The sequence below is a fragment of the Rhodococcus wratislaviensis genome (genome assembly GCF_041228765.1).
Lineage (GTDB): Bacteria > Actinomycetota > Actinomycetes > Mycobacteriales > Mycobacteriaceae > Rhodococcus_F > Rhodococcus_F wratislaviensis.
Genome location: NZ_CP150488.1, coordinates 6,684,076 through 6,707,675 on the forward strand (window position 1 = coordinate 6,684,076; position 23,600 = coordinate 6,707,675).

The following is a 23,600-nucleotide window of genomic DNA, read 5'->3' on the forward strand; positions in this document are numbered from 1 at the left end:
TGTTGTCCGGTTTGCATTCCACCACACTCACACGGGTCCCGCCAGCCACTTGGACTACATCCGTCACATCGGGCACTCGGGACCCGCACCGAACCGGCAGCGCCCCGAGTCAGCGGAAGAACACCGCAGCCTGGTCCGCGAGATCGAGTGCACCCTGCGGCAGGATTCCGAGCACCACCGTCACCACCACTCCGACCGCGATGGCCGCGGCGGTGAACATGCTGGGCACCACGATCGTCGGGGCGTCGCTCTGCGGCTCCGAGAAGAACATCAGGACGATGACGCGGACGTAGAAGAACGCCGCGATCGCGCTGCTGACGACACCGACGAGGACGAGCGGAACGGCACCGCCCTCGATGGCGGCCTGGAAGACCGCGAACTTGCTGACGAACCCACTCGTCAAGGGGATTCCGGCGAACGCCAGCAGGAACAGCGCGAAGACGCCACCCACCAGTGGCGAACGCCGCCCCAGCCCCGCCCAGCGCGACAGGTCCGTCGCCTCGCCCCGGCTGTCCCGCACCAGGGTGACGACGGCGAACGCGCCGAGCGTGCTGAATCCGTACGCCAGGAGATAGAACATCGTGGACGACAGACCCGCCCGGTTGGCCGCGATCAGACCGGTGAGGATGAACCCGGCGTGCGCGACCGACGAGTACGCGAGCATCCGCTTGACGTCGTTCTGCGTGACCGCCATGACCGCACCGACCACCATGGTGAGGATGGCGACGCCCCACATCACGGGCCGCCAGTCCGCGCGCAGGTCGGGCAGTGCCACGTAGAAGATGCGCAGCATCGCACCCACTGCCGCGACCTTGGTGGCCGCCGCCATGAACGCGGTGATCGGCGTCGGCGCACCCTGGTAGACGTCGGGAATCCACGAGTGGAACGGGACGGCGCCGATCTTGAACAGCAGGCCCACCGACAGGAGCGCGGTACCGATCAGCGCCAGCGTCTTGTCGTCGGTGCCCCGGGCGAGCGCGTCGCCGATCCGCGGCAACTCGACCGTGCCGGCGTAGCCGTACAGCAACGCCACCCCGAACAGGAAGAACGCCGACGAGAACGCCCCGAGCAGAAAGTATTTGAGCGCCGCCTCCTGCGAGAGGAGACGACGACGCCGCGCCAGCCCACACAGCAGGTACAGCGGCAGCGAGAGCACCTCGAGCGCCACGAACATCGTGAGGAGGTCGTTGGATGCCGGGAACAGGAGCATCCCGCCGACCGCGAACAGAGTGAGGGGAAAGACCTCGGTATGCCCCGGGGCGTTCTTGGTGGCCTCCCGTTCGGCGACGCTGCCGGGGACGGCGAACGCCTGCGGGGTGAAGGCGTCGGTTCCGCCTTCCGGCTCGGCTGCACTCGCGGCCGTGACCTCCGCGGTCGCCGCGCCGACCCCGCTGTCGACGCTCCGCTCGGCGATGAGCAGGATCGCGGGGATCGAGATCAGCAGGATGGTTCCCTGGAGGAACAGCGTCGGACCGTCGACGGCCACCGCGCCCCCGACAGCGGAGTCGCTGGTCCCGGCGAGCATGACGACGGCCACGAACGCGGCGGTGAGTCCCCCGAGCGCGAGTACGAGATGGCTGGAGTAGCGGCCGCGCCGGGGCAGGAACGCCTCGACGAGCACGCCGGCGACCGCCACGCCGAACACGATCAACATGGGTGCCAGCTGACCGTATTCGATGTCCGGCGCACGCAACGTCGTGGACTGGGCGAGTAGCAGTTCGGAGGTACTCATCGGTGTGTGCCTCCCTCTGGGTCCTGCCCGGCGACTGTGGGTGCAGGATCGTGCTGACCGACGGTGACGAGGACGTGGCTCACCGCGGGGGTGATGACGTCCAGCACGGGCTTGGGGTAGACGCCGAGGACGAGCAGCAGGGCGATCAGCGGCGCCACGACCGCGATCTCACGGCGCACGAGGTCGCGGACGGTCTCGTTGCCCTCCTTCAGCGGCCCGGTCATCATCCGCTGATAGAGCCACAGCACGTAGATCGCGGCGAGGACGAGCGCGAAAGTCGCGACCACGGCAGCGATCTGGTAGCGCGAGAACGTGCCGACCAGGACGAGGAACTCACTGATGAACGGCGCCAGGCCCGGCAGCGACAGCGTGGCGAGCCCCGCCACGAGGAACGTGCCCGCCATCACCGGCGCCACCTTCTGCACGCCGCCGTAGTCGGCGATGAGGCGGGTGCCGCGCCGGGACACCAGGAACCCCGCGATCAGGAACAGCGCCGCGGTCGAGATGCCGTGGTTGACCATGTACAGCGTCGATCCGGCCTGTCCCTGGCTGGTCATGGCGAAGATGCCGAGAATGATGAACCCGAAGTGCGAGATCGACGTGTAGGCGATCAGTCGCATCACGTCGGTCTGGCCGATGGCCAGCACCGCGCCGTAGATGATTCCGATCACCGCCAGCACCGTGACGAACGGCGCGAAGTACGCCGACGCCTCGGGGAACATCTGCAGGCAGTAGCGCAGCATGCCGAACGTCCCGACCTTGTCGACGACGGCCATCATGAGCACCGCGCTGGCCGGGGTGGCTTCCACCGCGGCGCCCGGCAGCCACGTGTGGAACGGCCACAACGGCGCCTTGACCGCGAACGCGAACATGAACCCGAGGAACAGTGCCTTCAGCACGCCGGGGTCGGCGTCCAGCCCTTCGGCGACGATCACCCGGAAGTCGAAGGTGCCGCCGCCGAAGGCGTCCTGACGCGCCGTCACCACGTACACCCCGATGACCGCGGCCAGCATGATCAGGCCGCCGAACAGGTTGTAGAGCAGGAACTTCACCGCGGCGTACGTTCTCCCCGCCCCACCGAATCCTCCGATCAGGAAGTACATCGGGATGAGCATGGCCTCGAAGAAGATGTAGAAGAGCAGGACGTCGAGAGCGGTGAACGACACGATCACCATCGCCTCGACCATCAGCGTCAGCGCCACGTAGGTGTGGGCCATCCGCCGCTGCCCGTAGTCGGGCGCGGTGTCACCGTCGTTCCACCCCGCGAGCAACAGCAGCGGCACCAGAACGGTGGTGAGGAGTACCAGGACGAGCGCGATGCCGTCGAGGCCCAGGATGTACCGGGTGCCGAACGCCGGGATCCAGGCGTGCGATTCCACGAACTGGTACTGCTCGCCGGTCGGATCGAACCGGATCGCCAGCACGACTGCCAGGCACAGCACCACCACGGACACGCCCACGGCGACGGATTTCGCGAGCGCGCGCTTGTGGACGGGCAATGCCAGGACCACACCGGCGCCGACGAGTGGCAGCACCCAGAGGGCGGTCAGCCACGGGAAGCCGCTCACCACAGCCTCACCAGCATCGTGGCGACCAGAAGGGCCGCACCGGCGAACATGAACAGCGCGTACGACCGGACGAACCCGGTCTGCAGGCGCCGCACCCGCATCGACGTGCCGCCGACGAGCGCGGCGAACCCGTTGACGGCACCGTCGACTCCCCTGCCGTCGACGGTCACGAGTGTTCGCGTCAGCTCCTGCCCGGGACGCATCAGCGCCGCCTCGTTGAACGCATCGCCGTACAGGTCCTTGCGGGCCGCGACGGTGAACGCGGTGACCTCCGCCGGCGCGACCTCGGGGATCGGCTGCCCGGCGTACTGCCGGTAGGCCACCGCGACTCCCGCGAGCACCACCACCAGAGTGAGTACGGTGATCGCCCACACGGGCAGGGCGGGCTCGCCGTGGTGGGCGCCGACGACCGGTTCCAGCCAGTGCTGCAGGGAGGAGCCGACCGCGAGTAGGGCGCCTGCGGCGACCGAACCCACCGCGAGCAGAATCATCGGCACCGTCATCACCCCTGGCGATTCGTGTGGGTCGGCGTCCGACGCCCATCGGCGACGTCCGAAGAACGTCATCAGCATCACCCTGGTCATGTAGAAGGCGGTCAGTCCCGCGCCGAGCAGCGTGACCGTTCCGAGGACGACGCCCTGGACGCCCTCGGCGGCGAACGCCGCTTCGATGATCTTGTCCTTCGAGAAGAAGCCGGAGAACGGCGGAATCCCGATGATGGCCAGGTATCCCAGCCCGAACGTGACGAACGTGATCGGCATGACGGTGCGCAGACCGCCGTAGCGGCGCATGTTCACCTCGTCGTTCATGCCGTGCATCACCGAGCCTGCGCCGAGGAACAGGCCGGCCTTGAAGAAGCCGTGGGTGAGCAGCAGCATGATCGCGAACGCGTACCCGGCCGGCCCCAGACCGGCGGCCAGCACCATGTACCCGATCTGGCTCATCGTGGATGCCGCCAGCGCCTTCTTGATGTCGTCCTTCGCGCAGCCGATGATCGCGCCGAACAGCAGGGTCACCGCGCCGACGATCACGACGGCGAGCTGGGCGCCCGGGGCCAGGTCGAAGATCGCGTTGGACCGGACGATCAGATACACACCCGCCGTGACCATGGTCGCGGCGTGGATGAGCGCCGACACCGGTGTCGGGCCCTCCATCGCGTCACCGAGCCAGGACTGCAACGGGACCTGCGCCGATTTGCCGCAGGCGGCGAGCAGCAGCGCGAGCCCGATCGCGGTGAGCACCCCCTCGCTCGCGGCGTCGGCACGCGTGAACACGTCGGCGAATTCGATCGAGCCGAAGGTCGAGAACATGATCATGATCGCGAGGACCAGTCCCATGTCGCCGACGCGGTTGACGACGAACGCCTTCTTCGCGGCCGCCGCCGCGGACGGCTTGTACTGCCAGAACCCGATGAGCAGGTACGAGGCGAGACCGACGCCCTCCCACCCGACGTACAGACCCAGGAAGTTGTCGGCCAGCACCAGCAGCAGCATCGCCGCGAGGAACAGATTGAGGTAGGCGAAGAATCGCCGTCGCTCCGGATCGTGCGCCATGTAGCCGACCGAATAGATGTGGATCAGCGAACCCACCCCGGTGATCAGGAGGACGAAGCACACGGACAGCTGGTCGAGTTGGAGACCGAAATCCACCTGGAGTTCACCGACCGGCACCCAGCTGAACAGGGTCTGGTGCACGACCCGCTCGGCTGCGTCCCGGCCCAGCATGTCGACGAAGAAGACGACGCCGAGCGCGAACGAGACCAGCGCCGTCGCACAGCCGAGGAGATGGCCCCACGCATCGCTGCGCCTTCCCGCCAGCAGGAGCACGGCGGCTCCGAAGAGCGGCAGAACGGGCAGTAGCCACACGGCCGACGAGAGCGTTCCGCTCATGCCGCACCGCCGATCGGGTCGTCGTCGGGCAAAGTCACCTTCTCGAGGATGTGCGTCATCGGGGACCCGTCAGTTCTTGAGGAGGTTGGCGTCGTCGACGGAAGCCGAACGGCGGGAACGGAAGATGGTCATGATGATCGCCAGACCGACGACGACCTCGGCGGCCGCGACGACCATCGTGAAGAACGCAAAGACCTGACCGTCGAGGTTGCCGTGCATCCGGGCGAACGTCACGAACGCCAGATTCGAGGCGTTGAGCATCAATTCGATGCACATGAACACGATGATCGCGTTGCGGCGGATCAGCACCCCGGCCGCACCGATCGTGAACAGCAGCGCCGACAGGTAGAGGTAGTTCTCGGGGTTCATCGCCGACTCCCCTCGTCGGTCGCACCGGGTTCGGGGGTCGCGACGTCCGCGGTGCCCAGCGCCCGGGCGGGCAGGCTCGGCCGCCGTTCGAGCGACCGGCTGACGGACAGCTCGGAGAAGGTGCCGTCGGGCAGCAACGCCGGTATGTCGACCGCGTTGTGCCTCGCGTACACACCCGGACTGGGCAGCGGAGTGACACGGGCACCCTCGCGGACGCGGTCCTGGGACAGCTCACGCTGCTCCTTCCGCCGCTCGAAACGCTCCCGGTGGGCGAGCACCATGGCACCGATGGTCGCCGTGATCAGCAACGCACCGGTCAGTTCGAAAGCCCACACGTACCGGATGAACACGAGTTCGGCGAGCCCCTCGACGTTGCCCCCCGCGTTGGCCTGATCGAGTCCGGTGAACGCGGAGACGGACGCACTCCCGATGCCGCCGATCAGCAGGAGTCCGAATCCCAGTCCCGCCGCGATCGCGGCCACCCGCTGACCGCGGAGGTTCTCCACGAGGGACTCGGAGGAGTCGACGCCGATGAGCATGAGCACGAACAGGAACAGCATCATGACCGCGCCGGTGTAGACCACGATCTGCACGACGCCGAGGAAGAGCGCGCCCTGGGCGATGTAGAACACGGCCAGGATGATCATGGTCGTCGCGAGGAAGATCGCCGAGTAGACGGCCTTGGTTGCGCTGACCACTCCGAGCGCGCCGATCACGGCCACGGTCGCGAGGACCCAGAACTGCACACCCTCGCCCGTCGAGGTCTGCGTGAAGGGTTCCGCGACCAGCTGGACCGCGGACGGCATCGTGTTCACCACGTCGGCTCTCCTCCCTCGATCACGGCCTGTCCCCCGCCGTGTCGTCGACCCCGGATTCATCCTGCGGCGCAGCCGCCGCTCCCCCGGTCACCGCGCCGCGGTAGTAGTCCTCGGCGGTGGTGCCCGGGGCCATCGGGTGCGGCGACTCGACCATGCCGGACTCGAGCGGGGCCAGCAGCCGGTCCTTCTCGTAGATCAGGCCGGCACGGTTGTCGTCGGCCATCTCGTACTCGTTGGTCATGGTCAGCGCCCGCGTCGGGCACGCCTCGATGCACAGCCCGCACCCGATGCAGCGCAGGTAGTTGATCTGGTACACCCGGCCGTACCGCTCGCCGGGCGAGAAGCGTTCCTCGTCGGTGTTGTCGGCGCCCTCCACGAAGATCGCGTCGGCGGGGCACGCCCAGGCACACAGTTCGCACCCGATGCACTTCTCCAGCCCGTCCGCGTAACGGTTGAGCTGGTGCCTGCCGTGATAGCGGGCAGCCGTCGGCACCTTCTCCTCCGGGTAGAACTCGGTGTTCGATTTCTTGAACATCGTCGAGAAGGTCACGCCGAAACCCGCTATGGGGCCGAGGAATTTAGTCATCGCTGTTCTCCTGGGTCGATCCGGTGGAGTGCGCGGAGGTGACGGAGACGGGCGTGCGCCGGAACGCGGGCAGCGTCTGACCCGGCATCGGCGGAACCGGGTATCCACCGGCCATGGGATCGAACGGTTCGAGTGTCTCCGGGGACGGTTCCGCGCGTCCCTGCGGCTCGACCCGTTTCTCGGGTGCGGGAACGCGGCCCGGGCGCAGCCGCTTCCACAGCAGCATCACCACGACGAGGGCGACGACGAGGCCCGCGACGACGAGTGCGATCGACCGGACGTCGTAACCCTCGTTGCGGAAGGCCCGGACGGTGGCGACGACCATGACCCACACCAGCGAGATCGGGATCAGGATCTTCCAGCCGAGACCCATGAACTGGTCGTACCGCAGCCGGGGCAGCGTGGCGCGCAACCAGACGAACACGAACAGGAAACCCCAGACCTTCAGCGTGAACCACAGCACCGGCCACCAGCCGGAATTCGCGCCTTCCCACAGGCTGAGCGGGAACGGGGCATGCCAGCCGCCGAGGAACAGCGTGGTGGCGAGCGCCGAGACCGTCACCATGTTCACGTACTCGGCGAGCATGAACATCGCGAAGCTCAGCGAGGAGTACTCGGTGTGGAACCCGCCGACCAGTTCGCCTTCGGCCTCGGGCAGGTCGAAGGGCGCCCGGTTGGTCTCGCCGACCATCGACGTGACGTAGATGAGGAACGACGGCAGCAGCAGGAAGACGTACCAGGTGTGGTCCTGGGCGGCGACGATGCCCGACGTGGACATCGTTCCGGCGTCCAGGAACACGGCCGCGAAGGACAACGCCATCGCGATCTCGTACGAGATCACCTGCGCCGTCGAGCGCAGCCCTCCCAGCAACGGGTACGTGGAGCCGGACGCCCAGCCGGCGAGCACGATGCCGTAGACGCCGATCGACGTGGCCGCGAGGACGTAGAGGACGGCCACCGGCAGGTCCGTCAGCTGCAAGGGCGTGTAGTGCCCGAAGATCGACACCGCCGGGCCGAACGGGATCACGGCGAACGCCATGAACGCGGGTACCGCGGCGATGATCGGCGCCAGGATGTAGATCGGCTTGTCCACACCCTTCGGGACGATCCCTTCCTTCAGCGCGAGCTTGATGCCGTCGGCGAGGCTCTGCAGCATGCCCCGCGGACCCACCCGGTTCGGGCCCACGCGCATCTGCATCCAGGCCATGACCTTGCGTTCGGCCAGGATCGTCAGAAGCGGAGTGAGGACGAGGAACACGAAGATGGCCAGGGCCTTGCCGAGAACCAGCCACCACGGGTCGTGGCCGAACAGCGCCGGGTCGGGGTAGACGGCCTCGATCGTCACAGCGCACCTCCCGGGACCATCCCGTTGGTGCCTGCCGCGCGGCGGACGTTCACGACGCTCCCCGACCGGGCGGCCAGTTGCTTGTAGACGGCGGACCCGGGCGAGTTGAGGGGCAGCCACACCACTCGATCCGGCATGTCGGTGATCACCAACGGCAGGGTGACGCCGCCCCGCTCCGTCGTCACGGTGACCGGATCCCCGTCAGCGGCACCCGACTCGGCCGCCGAGGCCGCGGACATCCGCACGACCGGAGTGCGGGCGGTGCCTGCCAGGTGCGGTTCCCCGTCCTGCAGCCGCCCCGAGTCGAGCAGCATCCGCCAGGTGGCGAGCACCGCCTCCCCCGGCCCGGGTTCCCGCCGCGGCGGTTGCGGATGGTCGGGCGGATCCGGGAAGTCACCGTCCCAGGCGCCGAGCCTCTCGAGTTCGCGCCGTGCGGTGGCGGCGTCCGGAAGACCCAGCGGGACACCCATTTCGCCGGCGATCGCGTGGAGCACGCGCTGATCGGGCATCGACCCGGTGGCCCGGAGGGCGGCGTCGAAATCGCGTATGCGCCCTTCCCAGTCGAGGAAGGTGCCCGGCTTCTCCATGACCGGTGCGATGGGGAACACCACGTCCGCGCGCTCGCTGATCGCACTGTGGCGCAGTTCCAGACTCACGACGAACCCTGCCGCCTCGACCGCGGCCAGCGCGGCCTGCGGGTCGGGGAGGTCGTCGGCCTCGACACCGCCGATCACCAGCGCCCCGAGCGTCTTCGCCTCGGCCGCGGCGAGGATGCCCGCGGTGTCCCGGCCCGCGGTGTCCGGCAGGCCCGCGGCGTTCCACACCGACGCGACCTGCCGCCGCGCCTCCGGATCGCCCACCGGTCTGCCACCCGGGAGCAGTCCGGGCAGCGCACCGGCCTCGAGTGCGCCGCGTTCGCCGGCCCGTCGCGGCACCCAGGCCAGCCGGGCCCCCGTGTCGTCGGCCAGTCGGACCGCCGCGGACAGCGCCCCCGGCACCCCGGCGAGTCTTTCCCCGACCACGATGACCGCACCCGGCCGGCGCAGCAGTTCAGTAACGCCCGGGTCCGGGTCTCCCGCGCGGAGTCCGTCGAGGACCTCCGCCTCCGCACTCGGCGCGGACCGCAGCAGGCGGCCGGACATCTTCTCCAGGCCACGGGACGCGTACGGGGCGATCGAGTAGACCGGAACGGCCTTCGCGCGTGCGGCCTTGCGCAGCCGCAGGAAGACGATCGGCGATTCCTCCTCCGGCTCGAATGCGACGAGAAGAACGACCGGCGCGGCGTCGAGATCCTCGTAGGTGACCGCGAGTCGCTGCCCCGCCACCCGGGCAGCCAGGAACTCGGCCTCCTCGCCGGAGTGCGCGCGACTGCGGAAGTCGATGTCATTGGTGCCGAGCACTGTTCGTGCGAACTTCGCGTAGGCGTAGGCATCCTCCCAGGTGGACCGGCCCCCGACGAGAACACCCGCGTTGCCCCGCGCGGCGGCCAGTCCCCGCGCCGCGACGGCCAGGGCCTCCGACCAGGAGGCGGGTGCCAGCGTGCCGTCGTCGCCGCGGACCAGAGGGGTCGTGGTCCGGTCGCGCTCGGTGGCGTAGGCGAACGCCCACCGCCCCTTGTCGCAATTCCACTCCTCGTTGACCTCCGGATCGTCGCCCGCCAGCCGGCGCAGCACTTTCCCCCGCCGGTGGTCGGTGCGCTGGGCGCACCCGCTCGCACAGTGCTCGCAGACGCTGGGGCTGGAGACCAGGTCGAACGGGCGGGCCCGGAAGCGGTACGCGGAACCCGTCAGCGCACCCACCGGACAGATCTGGACGGTGTTGCCGGAAAAGTACGACTCGAACGGTTCCTTCGCGTAGATCCCCACCTGCTGCAGCGCGCCCCGTTCCATGAGTTCGATGAACGGGTCGCCGGCGACCTGCTGGGAGAACCGGGTGCACCGCGCGCACAGCACGCACCGCTCGCGGTCCAGCAGGACCTCCGTGGACAGCGGAATCGGCTTGGGGAACGTGCGCTTGACCTCCCCGAAACGCGATTCCGCGCGCCCGTTGGACATCGCCTGGTTCTGCAGGGGGCACTCGCCGCCCTTGTCGCACACCGGGCAGTCCAGAGGATGGTTGATCAGCAGCAACTCCATCACGCCCTTCTGCGCCTTGTCGGCGACGGGCGACGTGAGCTGGGTGTGGACGACCATGCCGTCGGTGACGGTCGTGGTGCAGGAGGCGAGCGGCTTGCGCTGCCCCTCGACGTCGACGAGGCACTGACGGCACGCGCCGACCGGGTCGAGCAACGGGTGGTCGCAGAACCGCGGGATCTGGATGCCGATCATCTCCGCGGCACGAATCACCAACGTGCCCTTGGGGACACTGACCTCGACACCGTCGATGACAACGTTCACTGCATCAAGGCTCGTATCATGGCTCGCTACGCTCGCAGGCGCGGAGCCCTTCACGCGCGCCCTTCCCTCATCGCTCACTCGCTGCGCTCCCTCGCTCCTCGGTCCAGAACGCGCGGCCTCCGCGCCGAAACATCGCTCGCTACACTCGCAGGCTTCATGCATGCACTCCCGCCATGAGCGTGGACTGATGCGGGTCGAACGGGCAGCCACCCTGCTCGAAGTGTGCGAGGTACTCGTCGCGGAAGTACTTGATGGAGGACATGATCGGGCTGGCCGCACCGTCACCGAGAGCGCAGAACGACTTGCCGAGGATATTGTCGGCGATGTCGAGCAGCTTCTCCAGATCGGCGTCGGTCCCCTCCCCCCTCTCGAGCCGCTCCAGGATCTGCACCAGCCAGTAGGTGCCTTCCCGGCAGGGCGTGCACTTCCCGCACGACTCGTGCGCATAGAACTCGGTCCAGCGGAGCACGGCACGCACCACGCACGTGGTCTCGTCGAAGATCTGCAACGCCTTGGTGCCCAGCATCGATCCGGCGGCGCCGACACCCTCGTAGTCGAGGGCGACGTCGAGATGCTCGTCGGTGAAGATCGGCGTCGAGGAACCGCCCGGGGTCCAGAACTTCAATCGGTGCCCGGCGCGGACTCCGCCCGCGTACTCGAGCAACTCCCGCAGGGTGATTCCGAGCGGGGCCTCGTACTGTCCGGGCTTCGTCACGTGCCCGGACAGGGAGTACAGGGTGAAGCCGGGCGACTTCTCGCTGCCCATCGACCGGAACCACTCGATGCCGTTCACGATGATCGGCGGGACACTCGCAATCGACTCGACGTTGTTGACGACGGTCGGTGACGCGTAGAGACCGGCCACCGCGGGGAACGGCGGACGCAACCGAGGCTGACCGCGGCGCCCCTCCAGCGAATCGAGCAGCGCCGTCTCCTCCCCGCAGATGTACGCCCCCGCACCCGCGTGCACGACCAGTTCGAGGTCGAAACCGGTGCCCAGGATGTTCGTGCCGAGGTAGCCCGCCGCATACGCCTCCGCGACCGCGGCCTGCAGCCGGCGCAGCACCGGCACCACCTCGCCGCGCACATAGATGAACGCGTGCCCGGCGCGGATCGCGTACGCCGCGATGATGACGCCCTCCACGAGCGCGTGCGGCGTGGCCAGCATAAGCGGCATGTCCTTGCAGGTGCCCGGTTCGGACTCGTCGGCGTTGACCACGAGGTAGTGCGGCTTGTCGTCGCCCTGCGGGATGAACGACCACTTCATCCCGGTCGGGAACCCGGCACCACCACGACCGCGCAGGCCGGCCTCCTTGACCGTCGAGATGACCTCGTCCGGCTCCATGCGCAGCGCCTTCTGCAGGCCCTCGTACCCGTCGTGGCGACGGTACGTGTCGAGGGTCCAGGACTCGGGCTCGTCCCAGTAACGGCTGAGGACAGGGGTCAGCGGCATGTCAGTCTCCCTTTCGACCCGGGTCGGTGTCCGCCGGATCCGTCTCGGAGGTGGACCGATCCGGCGGCACCGTCGCGGACGGGGCAGGCGCCGGCTGGTCCTTCGCCGATTCCGCCGCCACCGGCTCGGTGTCCCGCGACGGCGGCTCCGGGATCAGCGACGTCTCCGCAGGATCCGGCGCTGCCATACCCCGTTCGTGCGCCACCCGCAGACCGGCCAGTGTGGCGTCGCCCGCGGAGCCGCCCTCCGCCAGCGCACCCGGACGCTCGTCGGGGAACCCAGCGAGAATTCTCGCGGTCTCCCGGAACGTGCACAGCGCCGCGCCGCGGCTCGGCGACACCCGCTCCCCCGAACGCAGGGAATCGACGAGCGAGCGAGCCGACTCCGGGGTCTGGTTGTCGAAGAACTCCCAATTGACCATCACCACCGGGGCGTAATCGCACGCCGCATTGCACTCGATGTGCTCCAGCGTGACCTTGCCGTCCGCGGACGTGCCGCCATGCGGCAGGTCGAGATGCTCCTCCAGCGCGGCGAGGATCGCGTCGCCGCCCATGATCGCGCACAACGTGTTGGTGCACACACCGACGTAGTAGTCGCCCGTCGGATCGCGCCGGTACATCGAATAGAACGTCGCCACCGCAGCCACCTCGGCGCCGGTCAACCCGAGCCGGCAGGCACAGAACTCGATCCCCGCCGGCGTGATGCAGCCGTCCTCCGCCTGCACCAGATGCAGCAGCGGCAGCAGCGCGGAACGCGAATTCGGGTACCGCGCGACGACGACGTCGGCATCGGCATCCAACCGCGCACCGACCTCCGGCGGGTACTCCTCACGCGCCCCCGGCCGCACCAGCAGCCCGTGCTCCTCCGGCCGGGGCCCGAACTCGATGAAGATGGGGGTTTGCTTCGGTGCTGCTTGCTCGGTCATCGGTCCACGCCCCCCATCACCGGATCGATGCTCGCGACCGCGGCAATGACATCCGCAACCATGCCGCCCTCACACGTGGCCGCCACCGACTGCAGGTTCGTGAACGACGGATCCCGGAAATGCACCCGGTACGGTCGGGTTCCGCCGTCGCTCACCATGTGCACACCGAGCTCACCCCGCGGCGACTCCACCGCCACATACACCTGGCCCGGCGGCACCCGGAAACCCTCCGTCACCAACTTGAAGTGATGAATCAGCGACTCCATCGACGAATCCATGATCTCGCGGACGTGCCCTGGCGAATTGCCCAGACCGTCGGGACCCAACGTCAGATCCGCCGGCCACGCGATCTTCTTGTCCTCCGCCATGATCGGGCCCGGCCGCAACTTGTCGAGGCACTGCTCGACGATCTTCAACGACTCCTTCATCTCGTCGACCCGGATCAAATAACGGCCGTACGCGTCGCACCCCGTATCGGTGCTGACGTCGAACTCGTAATTCTCGTAACCGCAATACGGCTGCGACTTACGCAGATCGTGCGGCAGACCCGTCGCACGCAGCATCGGACCCGTGATGCCGAGCGCCATGCACCCCGTCAGGTCGAGATACCCGATGCCCTGGGTGCGCCCCTTCCAGATGCGGTTGTCGTTGAGGAGATTCTCCATGTCCCGCAGCCGTTCCGGCATCAACGTGAGCAACTCGCGCACCTTCTCCACCGCACCCTCCGGCAGATCCTGCGACAAACCCCCCGGCCGGATGTACGCATGATTCATGCGCAACCCCGTGATCATCTCGAACACGTCCAGAACCAGCTCACGTTCCCGGAAACCGAACAACATCGCCGTGACCGCCCCCAACTCCATGCCGCCCGTGGCCAACGCCACCAGATGCGAAGAGATGCGGTTGAGCTCCATCAACATCACCCGGATCACACTCGCCCGCTCCGGCACCTGATCCGTGATGTCGAGCAACTTCTCCACACCGAGGCAATACGCCGTCTCGTTGAAGAACGGCGACAGGTAATCCATCCGCGTCACGAACGTCACGCCCTGCGTCCACGTCCGATACTCGAGGTTCTTCTCGATCCCCGTATGCAGATAACCGATCCCGCACCGGGCCTCCGTGACCGTCTCACCCTCGATCTCCAAGATGAGCCGCAACACCCCGTGCGTCGACGGATGCTGCGGACCCATATTCACGACGATCCGCTCCTCGCCGCCCTCCGAACCCGCACCACCCGACGACGCCTTCACCGCATCGACAACCTCGTCCCAGTCCTGACCGGCGACAGTGAAAACCGTGTCCTCGCTCATCAGTTGTACCCCCGCCGCTCGTCGGGCGGCGCGATCTCCGCGCCCTTGTACTCGACGGGAATGCCGCCGAGCGGATAGTCCTTCCGCTGCGGATGACCCGGCCAGTCATCCGGCATCTCGATCCGGGTCAACGACGGATGACCATCGAACACGATCCCGAAAAAGTCGTACGTCTCCCGCTCGTGCCAATCGTTCGTCGGATACACCTCATACAACGACGGGATGTGCGGATCCGCATCCGGCGCCGCCACCTCCAGACGGATCCGACGATTGTGCGTAATCGACAACAACGGATACACCGCATGCAACTCCCGGCCCACATCCTGCGGGAAATGCACACCATTCACACCCAGACACATCTCGAACCGCAGATCCGGCTCATCACGCAACGCCCGCGCCACCAAAGGCAAAAACTCCCGCCGCACACCGAACGTCACCTCACCCCGAAACACCACAACCGACTCGATCGCCACCTCGAAACCCACACCCGACTCCGCCAACGCCGCCCCCAGCCCATCCGCGACATCATCGAAATACCCCCCATACGGCCGCGGCGTACTCCCCGGCAACAACACCGGACGCACCAACCGCCCATACCCCGACGTATCCCCACTACCCCGCACCCCGAACAGCCCCTTGCGCACACCGATCTGTTCTGGGACATTGCTCGCTTCGCTCGCGGGCGCCGGGGCCTTGTCGTGCGGTCTTCCCTCGTCACTCACTCGCTACGCTCCCTCGCTCCTCAGTCCAGACCGCACGGCCCCGGCACCTTCTGCTCGGTTCGCTACGCTCCCTCGCTCCTCAGTCCAGACCGCACGGCCCCGGCACCTTCTGCTCGGTTCGCTTCGCTCCCTCGAGCCACGGCCGCTCGCTCCGGTCATCTCAGGAGGCCCTTCATCTGGATGGTGGGGGTGGCGGCCAGCGCCGCCTGCTCCGCCGCCCGCGCCACCTCCTCGCGGTGAACGCCGAGCGGCATCTGCTGGATCTTCTCGTGCAGGGTGAGGATCGCGTTCAACAACATCTCGGGCCGGGGCGGGCACCCGGGCAGATAGATGTCCACCGGCACGATGTGGTCGACGCCCTGCACGATCGCGTAGTTGTTGAACATGCCGCCCGACGACGCGCAGACGCCCATCGCCAGCACCCACTTCGGCTCCACCATCTGGTCGTAGATCTGCCGCAGCACCGGGGCCATCTTCTGGCTCACCCGGCCGGCCACGATCATCAGGTCCGCCTGCCGCGGCGACGCCCGGAACGCCTCCATGCCGAAACGGGCGATGTCGAAGCGTCCGCCGGCGGTGGCCATCATCTCGATCGCGCAGCAGGCGAGCCCGAAACTCGCCGGCCACAGCGAGCCCTTGCGGACATAGCCCGCGAGCCCTTCGACCGTGGTCAGCAGGAAGCCGCTCGGCAGCTTCTCCTCGATGCCCATATCCGACTCTTCTCTTCCGACTTAGCTTTTGGATCGCTGGGGGGACAGGTCAGTCCCAACTGAGACCGCCACGCCGCCACTCGTACGCGTAGGCGACGGAGACGTTGAAGATGAACAGGGCCATGGCCCCGAGACCGAAGAAGCCGAGAGCATCGAAATGGACAGCCCACGGATAGAGGAACACGATCTCGATGTCGAAGATGATGAACAACATGGCCGTCAGGTAGTACTTCACCGGGATGCGGCCCGCGCCCAGAGGCGAGAGTGTCGGCTCGATGCCGCACTCGTAGGCGTCGAGTTTGGCACGGTTGTAGCGCCTCGGACCGACGATCCTCGCCACGATCACGGAGAAGACCGCGAACGCGACCGCAATCGCCCCGAGCACGAGGATCGGCACGTAGACATTCATGCCGTCTCAGCTCCCCTCTTCCCGAGCCTGTCCGCCCGATTCCCGGACGGTCGTTTCCGAAGCTACGCTCTTGTGAGTTATGCCACAGCGTACAAGGGAAGTCGTCGAGCCCGGTCGATTTGACCGTGCGAGTTCCAGGCGATCTCGAAGTACGGAAAACCCCTGCGGCACAGGCGCTCGATGCACCTTCACGCAGCGGGAAACGGAGTCAGGAGAGCCTAAGCTGAGAGGCGGGTGCGTAGCAGCGCTATGACCGCTTCGGACAACCGGATCGGGTCGAGCGGGTGCGGCACCGCGGCCTCGGCCCGCGACCACGTGGCCAGCCAGGCGTCGTCGGGGCGGCCGGTCAGGACCAGGATCGGGGGGCAGTCGTCGATCTCGTCCTTCAACTGCTTCGCGATCCCCATCCCGCCCGCGGGCACCGCCTCCCCGTCCAGGATTGCAAGGTCGATACCGCCGGCATCCATCTGCCGGATCACCACGGGCGCGGTCGCCACCTCGACGTACTCCAACTCCGGGAGGTCGGGGTGCGGACGCGTCCCCAGCGCCAGAACGACCTTCTGGCGGGTGGTCGCATCGTCGCTGTAGACGAGGACACGCAACCGATCAGGACGGCTGGTGTGGGCGGTCGCGTCGGTCACGGACCCGATGCTACCGGTCCCCCGCCCTCCAGACCGGAGGCTCGCGTCGATCGAAAAACGGCGCGTCTACATCGAATTGGTTCCACCGGCGGCGCGAGCCGCCCGGCTACAGCTTCTCGGCGATGGCGAGCGCCGTCGACCCGAGCTTCGGCAGGCGGAGATCGGCGATGGGGGTCAGCATGTTGCCGAGCCGGTTGGTGACGAAGGCGATCGACAGCCCGGTGTCGGCGTCGGCGAACGCACCCGACCCGCCCAACCCGTAGTGCCCGAAAGTATTCGACGGCTGCCTGCGACGTGCCACCATCCCCGCGTGGTAGCCGAGCCGCCAGTTCATCGGAATGCCCAGAACGTAGTCGCGGGCCGTCGTCTGCACCTGACTCAGCGTCGCCACGACGTCGGGTGGGAGGAACTCCACACCGCCGACCGTTCCGCCGTTCGCCAGCGCCCCGTACATACGCGCCAGCGCGCGGGCGCTGAACACGCCGTTCCACCCGGGCATCACGCTGTCGTGGATCGCTGGGTTGCGGACGAGGGCGTCGAAACCGGCGGGCATGCCGGCGTCGGCCACGTTGCGCAGACCGGGCAGCCGCGACATCGCGAACGACGTGGCTCCCCACGGAACGCCGAACGGGTTGATGTGCGGGAAGGTCCTCGCGATCCGGGCACGCTCGGCCGGCGGCACCTCGTACCAGAATTCCTTCACCCCGAGCGGTTCGGCGACCTCGGTGCGCACCAGTTCCGTGAAGGGTTTCCCGGCCGCGCGGGAGGTCAGTTCGGCGACGAGCGAACCGAATGTCACCGCGTGATAGCCGGGGACCTTCAGCCGACGCTGATCCGGGGTCGCCGCGGCCAGTGCGGCGCTGACCAGGGAATGGTCCATCAGACTCAGCGGTCCGGGCACGAGCCCGCGTACCCGGTGCAGTCCGGCGCGGTGCGACAGCAGTTCGCGCACCGTGATCTCGTCCTTGCCCTCGGCGGCGAACTCGGGCCAGTACTGCGCCACCGGCGCCTCGTAGTCGATGATCCCGCGTCCGGCGAGACGGTGCAGAACGGTGGACGCGACGCCCTTGCCCGTGGAGAACGTGAGGGTGACGGTGTCGTCCTGCCAGAACGTGTCGCGGCTCGCCCACCCGGCCCACACGTCGACGACCGGTTCACCGTGGAGATAGACGGCCAGCGCGCCGCCGCCCTGGCTGGCGTCGTGGAAGAGTCCGAAGAACTGGTCGACGAGCATCGCGAACCGCCGGTCCGCCAGCATCCCCGCCGGCGGCCGTACCGTGCGGCCCATCAACGGCCACGGCGATGTGGTCGTCATATCGACTTCCCTCGGTCGCTTTTCACGTCAGTGACATGTGTATTTAACTTCCTCTTTACACACGGGAAGACGCTGTCGGCACCGCTTCAGGGCCTGTGTGATCGCTTCGTGGCCATACCGCAACGGGAAAGAGTGTCCTGGCGCTGGGGCGGTGACCCGACGCTGATCATTTCGGCTCCAGCGAGTGGAAGTAATCAGACCTGACCTCGACGTCCTCGACGAGACGCGTGGTGGTCTGGACACCCAGTGAATGCTCCTTCAACAAGTCGCACAGCCGGTCGCCGTCGATGAGGTCGATCGGCGGTGCCCCGTCCCTCTTGGACTCCGTGCGGGCGTCACCGGTGAAGGTCCCGGTGGTGATGAGCAGGCCCTTCTCGCCGCGGCCCGCCATCGCGCCGCGGAAATCGCGCACCGCCCCCGCCCCGACGCTGCCGCTGTAGCGCTTGCACTGGAAGAACACGGGGAAACTGAGCAGCGACAACTGGTACACGCCGAGCCCCTCGATGTCCCCGTCGCCGCCGCGACCGGTGACGGACGCGCTCGAGAATCCCGCCTCCCGCAGCAACCGCTGGGTCAGCCGCTCGAACGCGGGCGGCGACATCTTCAGGACCGTATCGAGGAGGAGGTCTTTCCAGTCCGCGTCGTTCTCGGCCTCGGCGATGTTGGCATCCGGCTCGTCGTTGCGGCGGGACGCCGCCTTCGCCGATTTGCGGGCGGCATTCTTCTTGCGGTTCTCGGCGGAGAACTCGGCGTGCAGCGGTCGAATCTCGCTCTCGGCGACCTCGCGGCCCTTCTCCGTCACACTCCACACCCCGCGCCTGCTGTTCGTGAGCAGACCCATCCCCTTGAGGTAGGTACGGGCCCACGCCAACCGGTACTCGATCTCGGTGCTGGGACCGTCACCGTGCAGCACACCCTGCACGTCGGACGAAAGCCCTTCTCGCTCAACGACGGCGCTGTCGAGCTCCTCGTTGGACGCCGAACCACCGAGAGCAATGGCAGCCTGAAGCGCTGGCCAGAGGAGGTCGACGTACTGAGGAACGTGAACAGTCATGGCCACAAGCATGCCGGAATCCACCCGGCCCTCCACACACGGACCCCGATCCGATCATCCCGGGGCGAGCCGAGCCTCCGCACGGTTCTCGCGCTGCGCCCGGTAGATCGTCTTCCCCGATCGCCGCACGATGAGATAAGCGAGTCCGACAGCGATCATCCCCGGCACCAGCACGCCGACGCTCCCCGTCATCTCCGCGACCATCAACATGACCGCGAGAGGAGCGCGGGCGATACTGCCGAAGCAGGCCATCATGCCGACGATGACGAAGGGCGCCGGATTGTCGGGGACTCCCGGGGCGATCGGTTCCAGCAGTCGCCACACTGCGGCGCCGGTGAACGCCCCGATCACCATTCCCGGGCCGAAGATGCCGCCGGATCCACCCGAGCCGATGGACAGCGACGTCGCGAGGATCTTCGCGAACGGCAACAGCAGCACGACCCACAGCGGGATGGCCGTGAGGTCGCCGCGGCCCATGGACTGCTGAATCCAGCCGTAACCGCTGCCCAGCACCTCCGGCAACACGAGAGCCATCAGTCCGACGAGCAGCCCGCCGACCGCCGGTTTGACGATCCGGCTGCCCGGCAGACGGTGGGTGAGATCGACGGCCGTGTAGAACGTCCCGCTGTACAGCAATCCGATCAGGCCGCCGAGCACACCGATGAGCGCGAACCACACCAGCTGGACCGGGGTGTCGAACACGTAGTCCTGCGCGGCGTACCCGAACAGTGGCCCGAAACCGAGGAAGCTGCCGAACACGGTGTAGCTGACGATCGACGTGACCAGCGCCGGCACGAGCACCTCGAAATCGAAGTCTTCCTTGTAGGGAATCGTGCAGCACAACACCGCGCCGCCGAGCGGGGCGCCGAAGATCGCGCCGATGCCGGAGCCGATGCCGATCGCCACGGCGATTCGACCGTCCCGTGGGGACAGGTCCAGCCTGCGGGCGAGGAGCGATCCGAAACCCGCCGAGATCTGTGCGGTGGGTCCCTCGCGACCGCCGGACCCGCCGGACCCGATCGTGATCGCGGACGCGACCAGCTTCACGAGGACGACCCGGACGCGGATCATGCGGGGGTCCCGGTGGACGGCTTCGATCGCCGCGTCGGTGCCGTGCCCCTCGGCCTCCGGAGCCAGCGTGAACACGATGATCCCCGATACCAGACCACCCAGGCACACCACGAGCGGGATCGCCCACGGTCTCGTGAACTCCCTGCTGCCGACCGCCCCACCGTCGCCCGCCGCGGTCGGCGGGTGGTAGCCCCCGATGCCGACGATCAGCAGTTGCGTCGCTTCCGACAGCGCGACGTAGAACACGACCGCTCCGAGCCCGGCGACGATCCCGATCACGACGCCGAGAACCAGCCATTTGCGGGTGTAACCCGAAGTCCGGATCCAGTTTCCGGCTGACGTCCCGATCGACCGCAGAGCCCTCGACCCGGGCGCCACCCGGATCACTCCAGCTTTCCGAAGACCGTTCGACCCTCCAGGATCGTGGCGAGCACCTCGAGGTCCGCGATGTCGTCTGGCTCCACCAGGAGCGGGTTGGCCGACAACACGACGAGATCGGCGTGCATGCCGGCGACGATCGCCCCGATGGCGTCCTCACTCCGTAGGTGCCACGCCGAGTTGATCGTCTCGGCGCGCAGGGCATCCGGGACGGAGATCCGTTCCTCGGGAGCGAGCACGCGCCCCGATCGGGTGCGGCGGGTGACGGCGTCGGCGATGTTGCGCAGCGGGTTGGTCGGGGTGACCGGGCCGTCGTTGTGGAACGAGATCCGCTGTCCCGCCTTGATCGCGGAACCTGCAGCCGCCCAACATGCTCCGCGTTCGGGGCCGAACAGGTCGTCGACGAGCACGTCGCCCCAGTAGTAGAGGTGATCGACGAAAAGGCTGCACGTGACGCCGAGTTCGGTCGCTCGGCGGAACTGGTCCGGGGTCATCGCCCCGACGTGCTCGAGCCGGAGTCGGTGATCCTCGCGTGGGGAGTCGGCGAGCATCCGCTCCCACGCGTCGAGGACCAGGGCGACCGCGGCGTCACCGTTGGCGTGGCAGGAGATCTGCCAGCCGTTCTCGAAGTACGGCTTGCTGATCTCGAGAATCTCGTCCTCCGTGTAATTGGCCTCGCCGCGCGTTCCGGCGAGCCCGAGCGACCGGGTGACCTCCGTGTCGAGGTACGGAAAGCTGGTGGCCGCGTTGCCCACCCACGGCGAGCCGTCCGACCAGATCTTGATGCCCACCTGGCGCAGCAGGTCGTTGCCGACTCCGGGTGACACCTCGGAGGCGCGCTCCGGGTTCGACATCTCGTACAGCCGCAGTCGGGTGGTGAGCGCACCGGATCGGGCGATCGCGGTCAGGGCGCTGCGGAACCGTGGGTCGAAGGCCATTTCGCTGGCGGTCGTGATGCCTGCCGCGTTCATCCGCGCGCACTCGGCGGCGAGGAGTTCGGGCAACCGCTCGGCGGCACCCGCGAGGATCGTGGCGGCCACCACCATCACGGCGGGCGCCTCGAATGCCGAACCGTCCAGTTCACCCGACTTGTCGCGGCCGAAGCTGCCGCCCTCCGGGTCCGGCGTGTCCTTGCTCAATCCGGACTCCCGCGCGGCGACGTCGTTGAAGTAGGCGACGTGCCCGGTGTTGTGCAGGATCACCAGGGACGTGTCGGGGGCGACGGAATTGAGCCATTCGCGGGTCGGTTCGGGCAGCCCCTTCTGGAGCAGGGGGTCCCAGCCATTGAGCACGGCGCCGTCGGGGTGTTCGTCGACGGCGCGGCGAACCGCGTCGACCACGTCCCCCGCGTCGGCGATCGTGACCGGTCTGATGTCCACCACCGGTTCGCCGAGCAGCACCGCGGAGTTCAGCGGGTGACCGTGCGCCTCGATGAAGCCCGGGAGTATGCATGCGCGATGCAGGTCGACCGTGATCGTTGCCGGCCCGATCAGCGGAAACACCGCGGAGTCGTTGCCGACGGCGGCTATCCGCCCGTCGCGCACCGCAACCGCCCGAGCGCGCGGCGCGGCGTCGTTCATGGTGACCACGTCACCGAACAGCACCAGATCGGCAGCTTTTCCGTCGTTCGTGCCCATCAGTGCACCCTCCCGTCAGACCGGGCGCGGGCGAGAGCCCACGCGCCGGCAGCGAGTGTCGACTGTGACTTCAGATTACAACTACACAGCAGGTCGTATGCAGGAATAGTGCGTAACCAAGATCAGTTGCAGACAGGCATGACCGAAACACCGCTGCCCGTGGACGGCCTCTTCAAGCCGTTCGCCGTCAAATCCCTCCGGCTACGGAATCGCTTTGCAATGGCGCCCATGACCAGGGCATTCTCCCCCGACGGCATTCCCAGGGACGATGTGGCGGCGTACTACCGCCGGCGCGCGGCGGGCGGGGTCGGACTCGTCATCACCGAGGGGACGTACATCCCCGACCCGGCCGCCGGATCGCACACCCGGGTGCCGCTCCTCTACGGGCACGACAGCCTCGCGGGCTGGAAATCGGTGGTGGACGCAGTCCACGACGAGGGCGGGCAGATCATCCCGCAGCTGTGGCACCTGGGCGTCGAACGTGGCCCGCAGCCCCGCCTGAATCCGGAGGTGACCACCGCCAGCCCGTCCGGGATCGCCCTCGACGGGACTCGCCTGGGACGTGAATTCACCGCGTCCGATCTCGGCGCGCTGCGCGAGTCCTGGGTCGCGGCCGCCGTCAATGCGCGCGACGTGGGCTTCGACGGCATCGAACTGCACGGTGCGCACGGCTACCTGCTCGACCAGTTCCTGTGGGACCGCACCAACGTCCGATCCGACGGCTACGGCGGGTCGCTCGAGGCCCGCACCCGGTTCCCCGTCGAGGTGGTCGCAGCGATCCGCGACGCCGTCGGCGAGGACTTCGCGATCGTCTACCGCTTCAGCCAGTGGAAGTCGAACCACTACGACTCGCGGATCGCGCAGTCCCCCGACGAACTCGCGGCGGTGCTCGCGCCCCTCGTCGCCGCCGGTGTCGACGTACTGCACCCGTCCACCCGCAGGCACTGGGAACCGGCGTTCCCCGAGCTGGCCGGTGACGACGGGGAACTCGGTCTCGCGGGTTGGACCAAACGGCTGACCGGACTCCCCACCATCACGGTCGGTTCGGTGGGTCTCGACGACGTGTTCACGACAGCCTTCACCTCGGACGGCGCCTCGAACACCGCCGGTATCGACCGCCTGCTCCGGCAGTACGAGAACGGCGAGTTCGATCTCGTGGCCGTCGGCCGCGCGCTGCTGTCCGACCCCGAGTGGGTGCTCAAACTCCGCGAGGGCAGAACCGCCGAGCACGTCCCGTACAGCAACGAGCACCGGGCGGTCCTGCACTGA

The 23,600-nt window shown here is 67.8% G+C and carries 20 protein-coding genes; 1 reads left to right on the forward strand and 19 read right to left on the reverse strand.

The features are described 5' to 3' along the window. Window positions 1–109: 109 nt before the first annotated feature. The 19 genes from nuoN to WKC72_RS30950 form a co-directional block, all read right to left on the reverse strand. Window positions 110–1,732: an NADH-quinone oxidoreductase subunit NuoN gene (gene nuoN / locus WKC72_RS30860; protein WP_370180677.1), complete on the reverse strand. Its 1,623-nt coding sequence runs from the start codon at window positions 1,730–1,732 to the stop codon at window positions 110–112. Continuing rightward, window positions 1,729–3,300 carry an NADH-quinone oxidoreductase subunit M gene (locus tag WKC72_RS30865; protein ID WP_174484671.1) on the reverse strand — a complete coding sequence of 524 codons (1,572 nt, stop codon included), beginning with the start codon at window positions 3,298–3,300 and terminating at the stop codon, window positions 1,729–1,731. Before WKC72_RS30865 ends, nuoN begins: the two co-directional genes overlap by 4 nt. Continuing rightward, on the reverse strand, window positions 3,297–5,189 hold the full coding sequence (gene nuoL / locus WKC72_RS30870) for an NADH-quinone oxidoreductase subunit L (RefSeq protein WP_370180678.1): 1,893 nt from the start codon (window positions 5,187–5,189) through the stop codon (window positions 3,297–3,299). Before nuoL ends, WKC72_RS30865 begins: the two co-directional genes overlap by 4 nt. A 69-nt stretch (window positions 5,190–5,258) precedes the next feature. After that, the gene (nuoK, locus tag WKC72_RS30875; RefSeq protein WP_005239116.1) at window positions 5,259–5,558 is read right to left on the reverse strand and encodes an NADH-quinone oxidoreductase subunit NuoK; all 300 of its coding nucleotides are present in this window, start codon (window positions 5,556–5,558) and stop codon (window positions 5,259–5,261) included. Next, window positions 5,555–6,364, reverse strand: a complete 810-nt coding sequence (locus WKC72_RS30880) for an NADH-quinone oxidoreductase subunit J (protein WP_370184592.1) — start codon at window positions 6,362–6,364, stop codon at window positions 5,555–5,557. Before WKC72_RS30880 ends, nuoK begins: the two co-directional genes overlap by 4 nt. Before the next feature lie 31 nt (window positions 6,365–6,395). Next, window positions 6,396–6,962: an NADH-quinone oxidoreductase subunit NuoI gene (gene nuoI, locus WKC72_RS30885; RefSeq protein ID WP_112299125.1), complete on the reverse strand. Its 567-nt coding sequence runs from the start codon at window positions 6,960–6,962 to the stop codon at window positions 6,396–6,398. Continuing rightward, complete coding sequence (gene nuoH, locus WKC72_RS30890; RefSeq protein ID WP_370180679.1) at window positions 6,955–8,307, reverse strand: NADH-quinone oxidoreductase subunit NuoH; 1,353 nt, start codon at window positions 8,305–8,307, stop codon at window positions 6,955–6,957. Before nuoH ends, nuoI begins: the two co-directional genes overlap by 8 nt. Further along, complete coding sequence (locus WKC72_RS30895; protein ID WP_370180680.1) at window positions 8,304–10,781, reverse strand: NADH-quinone oxidoreductase subunit G; 2,478 nt, start codon at window positions 10,779–10,781, stop codon at window positions 8,304–8,306. Before WKC72_RS30895 ends, nuoH begins: the two co-directional genes overlap by 4 nt. A gap of 76 nt (window positions 10,782–10,857) precedes the next feature. Continuing rightward, entirely contained in the window at window positions 10,858–12,156 is a 1,299-nt protein-coding gene (nuoF, locus tag WKC72_RS30900; protein WP_112299122.1) for an NADH-quinone oxidoreductase subunit NuoF, read from the reverse strand. Between the two features lies 1 nt (window position 12,157). Beyond that, entirely contained in the window at window positions 12,158–13,081 is a 924-nt protein-coding gene (gene nuoE, locus WKC72_RS30905; protein WP_370180681.1) for an NADH-quinone oxidoreductase subunit NuoE, read from the reverse strand. After that, window positions 13,078–14,394, reverse strand: coding sequence for an NADH dehydrogenase (quinone) subunit D (nuoD, locus tag WKC72_RS30910; RefSeq protein ID WP_112299120.1), 1,317 nt, complete (start codon window positions 14,392–14,394; stop codon window positions 13,078–13,080). Before nuoD ends, nuoE begins: the two co-directional genes overlap by 4 nt. Then, window positions 14,394–15,116 (reverse strand): NADH-quinone oxidoreductase subunit C, encoded by a 723-nt coding sequence (locus tag WKC72_RS30915; protein WP_128639223.1) that lies wholly within the window; start codon window positions 15,114–15,116, stop codon window positions 14,394–14,396. The genes nuoD and WKC72_RS30915 overlap by 1 nt, the downstream gene beginning before the upstream one ends. 155 nt (window positions 15,117–15,271) lie before the next feature. Next, window positions 15,272–15,826, reverse strand: a complete 555-nt coding sequence (locus WKC72_RS30920; RefSeq protein ID WP_005239105.1) for an NADH-quinone oxidoreductase subunit B family protein — start codon at window positions 15,824–15,826, stop codon at window positions 15,272–15,274. A gap of 49 nt (window positions 15,827–15,875) precedes the next feature. Beyond that, complete coding sequence (locus WKC72_RS30925) at window positions 15,876–16,235, reverse strand: NADH-quinone oxidoreductase subunit A (RefSeq protein WP_005239104.1); 360 nt, start codon at window positions 16,233–16,235, stop codon at window positions 15,876–15,878. 218 nt (window positions 16,236–16,453) lie between these two features. Next, window positions 16,454–16,876 carry a response regulator transcription factor gene (locus WKC72_RS30930; RefSeq protein WP_128639224.1) on the reverse strand — a complete coding sequence of 141 codons (423 nt, stop codon included), beginning with the start codon at window positions 16,874–16,876 and terminating at the stop codon, window positions 16,454–16,456. Between the two features lie 106 nt (window positions 16,877–16,982). Continuing rightward, window positions 16,983–18,191, reverse strand: a complete 1,209-nt coding sequence (locus tag WKC72_RS30935; protein WP_037231583.1) for a serine hydrolase domain-containing protein — start codon at window positions 18,189–18,191, stop codon at window positions 16,983–16,985. Between the two features lie 166 nt (window positions 18,192–18,357). Beyond that, window positions 18,358–19,257, reverse strand: a complete 900-nt coding sequence (locus tag WKC72_RS30940; RefSeq protein ID WP_005253670.1) for a restriction endonuclease — start codon at window positions 19,255–19,257, stop codon at window positions 18,358–18,360. 42 nt (window positions 19,258–19,299) lie between these two features. Next, a complete protein-coding gene (locus WKC72_RS30945) occupies window positions 19,300–20,703 on the reverse strand; it encodes a chloride channel protein (RefSeq protein WP_370180682.1) in 1,404 nt (467 codons plus the stop codon). Continuing rightward, window positions 20,700–22,331, reverse strand: coding sequence for an amidohydrolase (locus WKC72_RS30950; RefSeq protein ID WP_112299116.1), 1,632 nt, complete (start codon window positions 22,329–22,331; stop codon window positions 20,700–20,702). The genes WKC72_RS30945 and WKC72_RS30950 overlap by 4 nt, the downstream gene beginning before the upstream one ends. Before the next feature lie 138 nt (window positions 22,332–22,469). Between WKC72_RS30950 and WKC72_RS30955 the strand changes: the two genes are divergently transcribed. After that, window positions 22,470–23,600, forward strand: coding sequence for an NADH:flavin oxidoreductase (locus WKC72_RS30955; RefSeq protein ID WP_370180683.1), 1,131 nt, complete (start codon window positions 22,470–22,472; stop codon window positions 23,598–23,600).